At 67.9% G+C, this 333-nt stretch carries 1 pseudogene; it reads left to right on the top strand.

Annotated elements, in window-relative coordinates:
* Positions 1-333, top strand: a pseudogene (locus DZG00_RS16660) (MFS transporter); the annotation flags it as partial.

The raw sequence follows: 333 nt of genomic DNA, 5'->3' as shown, positions 1-333 counted from the left end.
CTCGCGATGGTCTACTTCGCGGCCTTCACGAGCATCTTCTTCACCATCTCGATCCTCTGGCAGTCGGGCCTCGGCAACTCGGCGCTCGAGTCCGGCCTCGTCTCGATCCCGTTCGCGATCGGCAGCATCGTCGGCTCCTCGCAGAGCAACCGCCTCACGAACCGCCTCGGCCGCACCGTGCTCGTCATCGGCGCCGCGCTCGTGAGCGTCGGACTGATCTGGCTGTGGCTCGTGCTGCTCCACACGGCGGCCGCGGACCTGAACAGCTGGATGCTCCTCGTCCCGCTGCTGCTCGCGGGCATCGGCAACGGCCTCTTCATCGCCCCGAACGCG

Source organism: Clavibacter lycopersici, assembly GCF_003576405.1.
Lineage (GTDB): Bacteria > Actinomycetota > Actinomycetes > Actinomycetales > Microbacteriaceae > Clavibacter > Clavibacter lycopersici.
This window is presented reverse-complemented; position numbering and strand designations above follow the sequence as displayed.